Origin of the sequence: Peptacetobacter sp. AB800, assembly GCF_047807365.1 — a bacterium.
Classification (GTDB): domain Bacteria; phylum Bacillota; class Clostridia; order Peptostreptococcales; family Peptostreptococcaceae; genus Peptacetobacter.
Map to the genome: position 1 here is coordinate 25,392 of NZ_JBLOUI010000026.1, position 10,704 is coordinate 36,095.

General features: G+C 32.0%; 9 protein-coding genes and 1 other annotated feature (1 of these 10 cut by a window edge). Of the genes, 3 read left to right on the plus strand and 6 right to left on the minus strand.

What is annotated here, in order from left to right; all coding sequences use genetic code 11:
- Positions 1-118: a binding site (T-box leader), on the minus strand (it extends 99 nt beyond the left edge of the window).
- A gap of 419 nt (positions 119-537) precedes the next feature.
- The 6 genes from pstB to ACK2WN_RS08335 all read right to left on the minus strand — a co-directional run bounded on the left by pstB (position 538) and on the right by ACK2WN_RS08335 (position 6,766).
- Complete coding sequence (gene pstB / locus ACK2WN_RS08310; RefSeq protein WP_416155315.1) at positions 538-1,299, minus strand: phosphate ABC transporter ATP-binding protein PstB; 762 nt, start codon at positions 1,297-1,299, stop codon at positions 538-540.
- A gap of 132 nt (positions 1,300-1,431) precedes the next feature.
- Positions 1,432-2,265, minus strand: coding sequence for a phosphate ABC transporter permease PstA (pstA, locus tag ACK2WN_RS08315; protein WP_416155316.1), 834 nt, complete (start codon positions 2,263-2,265; stop codon positions 1,432-1,434).
- 3 nt (positions 2,266-2,268) lie between these two features.
- A complete protein-coding gene (pstC, locus tag ACK2WN_RS08320; protein WP_330415673.1) occupies positions 2,269-3,195 on the minus strand; it encodes a phosphate ABC transporter permease subunit PstC in 927 nt (308 codons plus the stop codon).
- A 271-nt stretch (positions 3,196-3,466) separates the two neighbouring features.
- Positions 3,467-4,645, minus strand: coding sequence for a hypothetical protein (locus tag ACK2WN_RS08325; protein WP_300529723.1), 1,179 nt, complete (start codon positions 4,643-4,645; stop codon positions 3,467-3,469).
- 271 nt (positions 4,646-4,916) lie between these two features.
- The gene (locus ACK2WN_RS08330) at positions 4,917-5,759 is read right to left on the minus strand and encodes a phosphate ABC transporter substrate-binding protein (RefSeq protein WP_329998666.1); all 843 of its coding nucleotides are present in this window, start codon (positions 5,757-5,759) and stop codon (positions 4,917-4,919) included.
- A gap of 146 nt (positions 5,760-5,905) precedes the next feature.
- A complete protein-coding gene (locus ACK2WN_RS08335) occupies positions 5,906-6,766 on the minus strand; it encodes a LysR substrate-binding domain-containing protein (RefSeq protein ID WP_416155317.1) in 861 nt (286 codons plus the stop codon).
- A gap of 297 nt (positions 6,767-7,063) precedes the next feature.
- On the opposite strand from ACK2WN_RS08335, the gene ilvD reads away from it, so the two are divergent.
- The 3 genes from ilvD (at position 7,064) to ACK2WN_RS08350 (ending at position 10,479) form a co-directional block, all read left to right on the plus strand.
- On the plus strand, positions 7,064-8,728 hold the full coding sequence (gene ilvD / locus ACK2WN_RS08340) for a dihydroxy-acid dehydratase (RefSeq protein WP_300529717.1): 1,665 nt from the start codon (positions 7,064-7,066) through the stop codon (positions 8,726-8,728).
- 56 nt (positions 8,729-8,784) lie between these two features.
- Positions 8,785-9,774, plus strand: coding sequence for an ornithine cyclodeaminase family protein (locus ACK2WN_RS08345; protein WP_329998670.1), 990 nt, complete (start codon positions 8,785-8,787; stop codon positions 9,772-9,774).
- Between the two features lie 270 nt (positions 9,775-10,044).
- The gene (locus ACK2WN_RS08350; RefSeq protein WP_300529713.1) at positions 10,045-10,479 is read left to right on the plus strand and encodes a hypothetical protein; all 435 of its coding nucleotides are present in this window, start codon (positions 10,045-10,047) and stop codon (positions 10,477-10,479) included.
- Positions 10,480-10,704 lie beyond the last annotated feature (225 nt).

A 10,704-nucleotide genomic window follows, 5' to 3' on the forward strand; every position in this document is an offset into this window, starting at 1 on the left:
TCAGCTTGGAAACTCCGAAGCTACCTTCTCCAGCTCTTACTCCTAAAAAACCTCTCAGCCAATGGATTTCTCTCTCTGATGGAAGTCACTGAATACTCCTCTTCTTCAACGTCTGTATATAATTAATACTTTAATTATATACAGTTATCTTTACTTATGTCAAGGGAAAACAACTCAATTTCATTACATCATCAATACTACTTTTTTCAATACTAAATTTGATTACTTAATATTTGTATTAATTGCTTTCACACCACTTAAAAGATTAGAAAAAATATAAAATTACCATTTTTCATTTCAAAAGAATTATATAAACTACAGATTTGGGATAAGTGTAATGTGAAAAAAGGTGGTGTTTTTTATTTTTCTAGTGACATTCAATTTTTATTTAATAATAGTTAAATCGCACTCGACACTTGGAGACGCCTACCTATTTCGCTCTTCAAATAGGCGTCGGAACCGTGGAGAGGAGATTTACTATTTTTAAATAAATGAATGTCTCAGAAAAATTAAACACCACCTTTTCGCAGTTATATCTTAACCAAATCTTCCGTTTATATAATCTTCTGTTCTTTTATCAATTGGATTTTCAAATATTGATCTTGTGTCGTTAAATTCTACAACTTCACCATTTAAGAAGAATGCAGTATCATCAGATATTCTGTTTGCCTGCTGCATATTGTGAGTAACTATTACTATAGTATACTTACCTTTTAACTCTTCTATAAGCTCTTCAACCTTACCTGTAGATATTGGGTCAAGTGCAGAAGTAGGTTCGTCCATTAATATTACTTCTGGTTTCATAGCTATTGCTCTAGCTATACAAAGTCTCTGCTGCTGCCCACCTGATAAACCAAGTGCTGAACTTTTTAATCTATCTTTTACTTCATCCCATATAGCAGCTCCTTTTAAACTTTCTTCAACTATTCTATCTAATTCTTTCTTATCTTTTATACCCTGTATTTTAGGTCCATAAGTTATATTATCGTATATACTCATTGGGAATGGGTTTGGTTTCTGGAACACCATACCAACTTTTGTTCTTAAATCTATAACATTCTGTTTGTTTATATCTTCTCCGTCTAAATCTATTTCTCCGTAGATTTTTACGTTGTCTATTAAATCGTTCATTTTGTTTAAAGTTCTTATAAATGTAGATTTACCACATCCTGAAGGTCCTATAAGTGCAGTTACTTTTCCTTCTTTTATGTTCATGTTTACATCTTTTAATGCCTGTTTTTCGCCGTAGTAAAGATCTAAATTTCTAACAGCTATTTTTGTATTATTGTATATTTCCATTTAAAATTTTCTCCTTAAATTCTATTCTAATTAATTCCCGTTTTGCTTTTGTTTACTGAATTTTATTTATTTAAAATTTACGTTTTATTTTTCTATTAATATATTTTAAAATTAATATTTTATTTTTACCAATTAATATTTTGCTTTACTAAGTTTTTTACCTGCAAATTTAGCTAATGTATTAAGTGCTAACACTATAACTATAAGTATTATACCTATTGAAGATGCTGTTGCTATATCACCAGTTTCTTTTGTTAATAAGTATGAGTGAACTGTAAGTGTTCTTGCACTACTCATTATTCCTTCTGGCATTTTTGCAACTGTACCTGCTGTAAGTAGTATCGCTGCTGATTCCCCTACAACACGACCTATTGAAAGTATAACCCCTGAGATTATACCAGGCATTGCACTAGGTACGATAACTTTGTATAAAGTCTGAAGCTTTGTAGCTCCAAGTGCAAATGATGCTTCTCTGTAGCTCTGAGGTACTGTTTTTAAAGCTTCTTCTGTAGTTCTTATTATTACTGGAAGAATTATTATCGCAACTGTTAAAGAACCTGATAATAGTGAATATCCCATTTTCATAAATACTACGAAGAAAATACCACCAAATAATCCGTATATTATTGAAGGTATACCAGCTAAACTTTCTGTACAGAATCTTATAGCTGAAACAAGTCTACCCTGTTTTGCGTATTCCTGAAGATATATCGCTGCAAGTATCCCTATTGGTGCAGATACTAGTATTGCAATAAGTACTGTGTAAACTGTAGCAACTATCATTGGGTAAACCCCACCATCACCTGATGCCTGATAATCACTGAATATAAAGTTGAAGTTTATGTTTCCGAATCCTTTATAGAATATATATCCTACTATAACGACTAGCATTGCAACTGTTACAAATGCTGATCCGTATATCAATCCGTTTAATATATTGTCTTTTCTCTTTCTTGCTCCGTTCATCTATTATTTCACCGCTTTCTTAGTTAACTTATTAAGTACTACATTTAATATTAATATGAATGTGAATAGTACAACACCTGTTGCAAATAGCATTTCCTGATGAGTTCCGTATGCGTAACCCATTTCAAGAGCTATATTTGTTGTAAGTGGTCTAACACTGTCCATTATGCTTGTTGGCATTGCAGGAGAGTTACCAGCTACTAGTATTACCGCCATTGTTTCACCAAGTGCTCTACCTATACCTAAAACAACTGCAGCAAGTATTCCTGATTTTGCAGCTGGAAGAACAACTTTGAATATTGTTTCTATTCTTGAAGCTCCTAATGCGTAAGAACCTTCTTTGTATGCTGGGTCTACTGCTCTTATTGCTGTTTCTGATACTGAAACTATTGTTGGTAACATCATTATTGAAAGTACAAGTATTACTGCAAGTAAACTCTGTCCTTTTGGAAGGTTGAATGCGTTCTGTATACCTGGAACTATTACTGCAAGTCCAAATACCCCGTAAAGTACTGAAGGTATACCTGCTAATAATTCAACTGCTGAAGATATTTTTCCTGATATTTTAGCAGGTGCTATTTCTGCTATGAATATTGCTGTTAAAATTCCGATTGTTGTACCGATTACTATTGATCCTGCTGTAGCAAATAATGAAGCCGCTATCATTGGAGCAACCCCGAATAAATCCGCTGATGGAACCCATTCGCTACCAGTTAAGAATGCTCCTAAAGAATATCCTTCTGCTAAGAATGGTTTTAATCCCATGTAGAATACGAATCCTGTTATAACTACTAAGCTTGCGATAGATATTAATGCACTTATTAAAAATACGTACTTCATAATTCTATCTGCACCGTATTTCATATTTAAATTTTTTATTTTCTTTTCTCTGGTCCTAGAAGATCCCACTACTTCTGTGTTTGTTGTCATTTTCTTTCCTCCTAAATTTTTATAAAATATTAATTATTGCTCTCTCTCAAATACAATATCTATTTTAGTCTTTGTTTTTTAAATTTATATTTAATTACGGTTAAAGTAAGGATAATTTTATTAAATATTTTTAATAAATTTAACAATAAAAAAAGCTAAGCTAAATATCTGCTATCCGCTCCAGGCAATCAAGTTGTATTGTCGCTGGAGTAGCTGATATTTAAACCTAGCCTCCTCGTTTAAAAGTTATTAAACTGGTTTAGTAAATAATTTATCTTGATATTTTGTCTATAGTCATAGATGGTACGCTTATGCTTGCTCCCATTGTAGATTCATAAGTGTATATACCCGCACTTAGTCCGTATACAGTTATATAATCGTCTTCAAGTATTCTTTCAGATATTATGCTAGAGTCAAATGTACCAAGTATTATATTGTCATAATCTCCATCTACTGCTAGTCTTATTCCTACTGAATCTCCATCTTCCATTACCTGAACAACCTTACCACTGAATTTAACCTTTTTAGCTAAATAATCATCAGGTGTTCTCGCTAATTGGCTGTATGTTATTCCTGTATCGTAACCTTTTTTCTCCTCTTCCTCTTTTTTCTTTTGCTCTGCAGCTAATTTTTCTGCCTCTTCTTTTTCCTTAGCCTCCTTAGCTGCTTTTAACTCAGCTTCTTTCTTTTCCTGTTCAGCCGCAGTCATTTCAAACCAAGGAGCTGCTTCATCTACTTTGCCTTGTAGTTCCTTGATTTTCTTATCTTTTTCAGCTATCTGAGTTTGTTGCTGAGCAATCTGATCTTCATATTTTGACGTATCTCCAGAACTGAATAAAAATGCCCCTATTAAAAGACCTATTACAAAAGGTATTATTACTTCTTTTCTAAATATTTTTTTGAACTTAGATGTATTGTCGCTTTTGTCTAAATACTTCTTGTCTGTATCTTTTTTAACTCCATTTTTCTCAGCATTATTTTCTTTAATTACAGTATTATTTCCTTCGCTCGAATTATTTTTATTTAATTCCTCTTGTTTTGCTGCTTCTATTTCTTTTTTCTTTAGCTCGTCTAATTTTTCATTTTTAACTAAAATTTCTTTATTTAAATCTTCTATCTCTTTTTCTATATTTTTTATTTTGGTATTATTTCTATTGATTTCATTTTCTATAGATTTTAATTTCTCATTGAAAATTTCCTTATCTTCCTCAGCTACAGAATCATCCATTGAAGAAATAGCATTTTTTATTCCTTCCATTCTCTTCTCACAATTAGAGTTTACCTCTTGAATTTCTTTAATAGTATTATTTCTTTCAGCTATCTTGTTGTTTAGTTCATTGACAGAATTCACTAAACTTTCTTCGCTAAAAATCTCTCCACTTTCCTTTTTAGATCTTTTTTTGTAAATAATAAATGCAACTATAATGAGAATAACTACTACGAATCCCATTAAATTCCCTCCTTTTGTTTTAAATCGTTATATACTATATAGAATACATTATTTTCTTTAAAATTTCAACCTTTTAGATAAAAAAATCTTCTTTTGAAATAGTATTCACAAAAAAATAAAACTCCCTAGAGAACTTAATCTCTAGGGAGTTTCTGTGGGATTGGATATATATTGTGGTGTTAGAGTGAGTTAATTTATATCTATTCTACAACCTGCCTATTTTCTTTCTAGGTATATTTATTAGAAAGTTGCTCTTTTCCGCTTCTTTCTATTATTTGTTTATTTTGATGAATCCTTCATCTTCCATTATCTGCTGACCTTCATCACTTAATACGAAGTCTATTAATTTTTTACCATTTTCTGATAATCCATCCTGTTTGTCAACTAGTATGAATGGTCTTGATATTGGGTAGCTTGAGTTAGTTACGTTATCTGCTGTTGGTTCAACATCATTTACATTTAAAGCATTTATAGCGTCATCAACGTATCCGAAAGATATGTATCCTATTGCATTGTCATTTCCTTCAACTGTTGATTTTATGTTTCCTGAACCATCACTAACCTGAGCATCTTTTAATAATTCTGTAGATTCAAATCCTATTATTTCCTGGAATCCATCTCTTGTACCAGAACCTTCTTCTCTTGATACAACAACTATTGGAGCATCATTTCCGCCAACTTCTTTCCAGTTAGTTATTTTTCCAGTGTATATATCTTTTACCTGATCTGTTGTAAGGTTTTTAACTGGGTTGTTTTTATTTGTTATAACTGCTATACCATCTATAGCTATTTTTGTTTCCTGAAGTCCTGCTGATTTTTCTTCATCTTTTAAATCTCTTGATGCCATCCCTATTTCAGATACACCATCTATTGCATTTTTTATACCAGCTGATGAACCTATCTGCTGTATTTCAACACTAACTCCTTCATTTGCTTTTTCAAACCGTTCAGCTATTTTTTCCATTGATGGACCAACTGAAGTTGAACCTGATACGCTTATTGTAGTTCCTTCTGAAGAAGCTGCTTCATCTCCTCCTGATTTTCCGCATCCAGTAGCTAAACATCCTACTGTTAATATCCCTGCTAATAAAAGTGCTAATCTTTTGTTTTTCATTTCTTAAAATCCTCCGCTTTGTTATAAGTTATTTATTAATTATTACAGTATCTATAATAAAGCAGACGTATTAAAAGAATATTAGATTGGAGTTAATGAAGAGTAAAAATTGTTAAGTAATCTAAATATACTTAATATTTCCTTTACTATTCTACAGCATCCTTCACATAATTTATAAACTTTTCTACAACTGGTGTAAGCTCTATCTCCTTGGAATAAGCCACTCCTAGCACTCTATTGTAGTGTTCTGAGAAGTTTCTTATACTTACATTAAAAGGAGTATTTTCTAAAAGTAGTTTTGGTAAAATAGCTACACCAAATCCACTTTCAACCAGTTTTATAACTGTAAAATCCTCATTTACTTTGTACTTTATCTCAGGGTCTATTCCATTTCTATTAAAAATAATTCCTGTTTCGTAGTTTAAGCCGTCTGCGGACAGTATAAACTTTTCATCTTTTAATTTTGATATAGGAACTGTTATTTGTGATGATAATTTGTGTTTTACAGGCGTTATCAAAACAAGTTCATCTATATAGAGTTTTACAAAGTTCATATCTGGAACTGAATACTCCGATACAAATATTATATCTAATTGATTTGACTTCACTTTTTTTACAAGCTCGTCAAATTTATCTACTACTATATCAAAACTTATATTTGGATAATCCTTAGAAAATCTATCTAATATTTCTGGAAGCCAATTATACGCTATACTCTGTATCGTACCTATCCTTATATATCCTGTATCTAAACTAGTTAAATTATCTGATATATTGTTAATCTTTTCTTCTAAATCACAGATTTCTATTATACACTTCATAATTTCCTCTGCATTTGGCATTAGCTCTACTCCACTCTTAGAACGTTTAAATATTTTTACCCCTACCTCTTTTTCAAAGCCTTTTATAATTTGGCTAACTGCTGACTGAGTATAATTCAGTTTATTGGCAGCACAAGATATACTTTTCATCTCATACACTGTCTTTATAACGTTGTGTTTATTCATATATTTCCCCCCATTACTGAACAAATTCCCCAACATGTATAAGTATTCTTTCAAGATGATATTAAAATTTTTAATATCTTAAAATAAATCATCAATATTAACCGCGCTTTGTTAAGTATTAATTTTTCTTATATTTGTCATAAATTTCTGTAAAATAATTTTGTGTTTATTTCGTGTAGAATCAACATAAAGAGTATATTATTTCTTATATTATAAACATATTAACATTCTAAATGTCAAACTTTTATAATTGACATTTTAAAATTTATATTTATACAAATAATTGGAGGTGTATTTATGGGTAAAGAATTTTGGAATGGAGCAGAAGCAGCTCACAGAAGAGTTATGATGAAAGCAGCAGGATATTCTGACTTAGACATCAGAAAAAAACCTCATATAGGTGTTCCTAACTCTTATATGGCGGGTTCTCCTGGTTCTGCTCATTTAAGACAGATAGCTGAAGCAGTAAAAGAAGGTATCTGGGCTGCAGGTGGTGTCCCTGTAGAATTTGGTATACCTGCTACTTGCGGAAATGTAGCAAATGGTGCTGAAGAATTAAAATTCGAACAGGTTGGTAGAGATATAGTTGCTATGTCTATAGAATTCGTATCAAAAGTTCATAATTTTGATGGTCTTGCTATGATTGCATCTTGTGACAATATAATAGCTGGATGCTATCTTGCCGCTATGAGACTTGATCTTCCATCTACACTTATAACTGGTGGTTCTATGCAGCCAGGACAGCATTGCGGAAAAACTGTTGTAGAAGCAGATTTAGATGCAGCTCGTTTTTCTGGTGCAAGTGAAGAAGAGCTTATGGAAATGGAAGATAATGTATGTCCTTCATTTGGTGCTTGTCCTTCTATGGGTACTGCAAATACTATGCAGATGCTTGGAGAAGTATTAAACCTTGTTCTTCCTGGTACATCTACAATACCCGCTACTGACAACGCAAAACTAAGAAAAGCCAGAGAAGCTGGTATGTACGCTGTTGAATTAGCTAAAAAGAAAAGAAAACCTTCTGAAATAATAACTAAAGAAGTTTTACTTAACTCAATAATGTTTGATATGGCAGTTGCTGGATCTACAAATGCAGTTTTACATCTTTTATCTTATGCATACGAGCTAGGAATCAAGATAACTCTTGAAGACTTTGAAAGATATGCAAAAGATATAAAATGTATAAATGCTGTTGTACCTAGTGGACCTTACACTGTTGTAGACTTCCACTATGCAGGCGGTGTTCCAAATGTAATGAAGATGTTAGAATCTAAGCTTTACACAGATGCACCTAGTATATACGGATGCACATGGAAAGAAGTTTTATCTAAGGTAAAAGCTCAGGAAAATAAAGTTATACATTCTCTTGAAAAACCTTTATTCGACCAGCCTGGATTAAAAATAATGAGAGGTAATCTATCTCCAAACGGTGCAATAGTTAGACCTACAGCTGTTTATGAAGAAGTTATGTATTTAAAAGGAAAAGCTAAAGTATTTGAAAACGACAGAGAAGCTTTTGATGCTATTCAGAGAGGTGATATAGTCCCTGGAGATATAATGGTCATAAGATACGAAGGTTGCAAAGGTGCTCCTGGTATGAAAGAACTTATGCTAAGTATAGATGCTCTTATAGGTAAAGGACTTCATAAGAGTGTTGGTCTTATATCTGATGCTCGTTTCTCAGGATTCAACTTTGGTGCAATAGTTGGACATGTTTCTCCTGAAGCTTACGATGGAGGTAATATAGCACTTGTTCAAAACGGCGATGAAATAATAATGGATATAAGAAATGGAGAACTTACTCTAAATGTTTCTGATGAAGAACTAGCAGAAAGAAGAAAAGCTTGGGTTTGCCCTCCTCTTAAAGAAGAAAAAGGTTGCTTAAATATATACGCTAAAATGTGTAGACCTGCTGAAGAAGGTGGAGCTATGCAGCCTTGGCCATTAGATGCTAGATATTAAGAAAAATAGATTGATACAAAACTGATATAAATAAAAATTTTTGGAGGAAGATTATTATGATATTACTATCACGCGACGATATTAAAAAAGTATTTACTATGAGAGATGCAATAGAAGCTGATAAAGTGGCTTTCCAGTTAGTTGTTGAAGAAGGAAAAGTTGTTTCTCCTTTAAGAACTAATATACAGGCTCCTAAATATGATGGATGCTTCTTATTCATGCCAGCTTATGTTCCAGACCTTGATGTTGCATCAATTAAAATAGTTGACATATTCCCTCATAACATAGATAATGGAATACCTTCTTCACCTGCTCAGGTACTTCTTATAGATGGTACTACTGGTGTTGTAAGTGCACTTTTAGACGGAACTCATGTAACTAAAATGAGAACTGGAGCTGCTTCTGGTGCTGCTTTCGATGTACTTGCTAAAAAAGACTGTAAAATAGGTGCTCTTATAGGTACCGGTGGACAGGCTTCTACTCAGCTTGAAGCAATGCTTACTGCTAGAGACCTTGAAGAAGTTAGAGTATTTGACCTTGACTTTGAAAGAACTAAAGCATTTGCAGAACAGATGCAGGAAGAATTAAGCGAATACAATACAAGAATAGTTCCAGTTAAATCTTCTGATGAAGCTATAGACGATGCAGATTTATTAATAACTGTAACTCCTTCTTCAAAACCAGTATTCGATGGAAGCAAAGTTAAACCAGGTATAACTATAAGTTGTGTTGGTGCATATCAGCATCACATGCAGGAACTTGATCCAGTTGCACTTGAAAGAGCTTCTAAAATATACTTCGATTCAAAAGAAGCTGTATTGTCTGAATCTGGAGATATATTAATACCTCTTGAAAAAGGTATAATAACTGAAGATGACTTCACTGGAGATTTAGGTAATGTTATAAAAGGTGAACTAGTTGGTAGAGAAAATGACGAAGAAATAATAGTATTCGAAACTGTTGGTGTTGCTACTCAGGACCTTGTTGCAGCAAACACAATATACAAAAAAGCTCTTGAATTAGGTGTAGGACAGGAATGGAAATAAATTTAATTTAGCATTAAATTTTAGTTTCAAAATAAAATAGCTAATTAATTTAAACATTAATTGATATAGCAAAAGGGTCTATTGTATCAAATTCGATGCAATAGACCCTCTCTTTTTAATCTATTCAATTTCTCTCACTTTATCTCATTGAAAATATTAAAATTTAAAACAAATAATCTTTTTAATCTAAATATTATTATTAATTTCACTATAATACGCTATAATATAATAAAATTTACAATTATTATACGAAATATGATGTGATTACAAATGGCACATAAAATTAATACTTTGACAGATAAATTTATTACTTTATTAAATAAATGTGATTACGACGAAATAAAAGACTTTTTATTAGAAAAAGAATTAGAATTCTACAATAACGACTTAAAAGACCTTGTACTATATTCTGGGTTTAGCATACCGAACTACAACAAACTAATGGACATATTGGAAATAGACGACCTAGAACCTCCAATATTCTCAGACATATTCACTGATGAAATAATGGTAAACAACATAAACGTATACAAAACAAACGTATATAACCTATACTTCATAAGAAAAGAACAATTTGGGCTAAGAGATGAAGATGCTGCAATAAACGAACTAATCTTCACCGACAACTTAGAAAACTTAATAGAAAAAGCAAAACAAGAACTACTAAACAGATACCTAGTAAAAGACTTACACCTAGGCAAATAAAAAAGAGTAAATCAAAATTTATACGTTAATATCTCTCGGGGATTGAAGTCATAGACAAACTCCTCTCCAGCTTCGACGTGTATACAAGTAAATAGTTTTGTTGAAAATCAACCTTGAACTGCTACCCGTAGAGTGGACTGTCAAAATAAATAAAAGTTAAATTTATCATCCAGCAAGGTATTTTCCTTGCTGGATATTTTTATGCTACTTTTAAAAATTCTTCAT

Coding starts and splice junctions, on each gene's coding strand:
- ACK2WN_RS08335 (WP_416155317.1), bottom strand. CDS start 6,766: ATGAATAAACACAACGTTATAAAGACAGTGTATGAGATGAAAAGTATA.
- pstC (WP_330415673.1), bottom strand. CDS start 3,195: ATGACAACAAACACAGAAGTAGTGGGATCTTCTAGGACCAGAGAAAAG.
- pstA (WP_416155316.1), bottom strand. CDS start 2,265: ATGAACGGAGCAAGAAAGAGAAAAGACAATATATTAAACGGATTGATA.
- ACK2WN_RS08330 (WP_329998666.1), bottom strand. CDS start 5,759: ATGAAAAACAAAAGATTAGCACTTTTATTAGCAGGGATATTAACAGTA.
- ACK2WN_RS08325 (WP_300529723.1), bottom strand. CDS start 4,645: ATGGGATTCGTAGTAGTTATTCTCATTATAGTTGCATTTATTATTTAC.
- ACK2WN_RS08345 (WP_329998670.1), top strand. CDS start 8,785: ATGATATTACTATCACGCGACGATATTAAAAAAGTATTTACTATGAGA.
- ACK2WN_RS08350 (WP_300529713.1), top strand. CDS start 10,045: ATGGCACATAAAATTAATACTTTGACAGATAAATTTATTACTTTATTA.
- pstB (WP_416155315.1), bottom strand. CDS start 1,299: ATGGAAATATACAATAATACAAAAATAGCTGTTAGAAATTTAGATCTT.
- ilvD (WP_300529717.1), top strand. CDS start 7,064: ATGGGTAAAGAATTTTGGAATGGAGCAGAAGCAGCTCACAGAAGAGTT.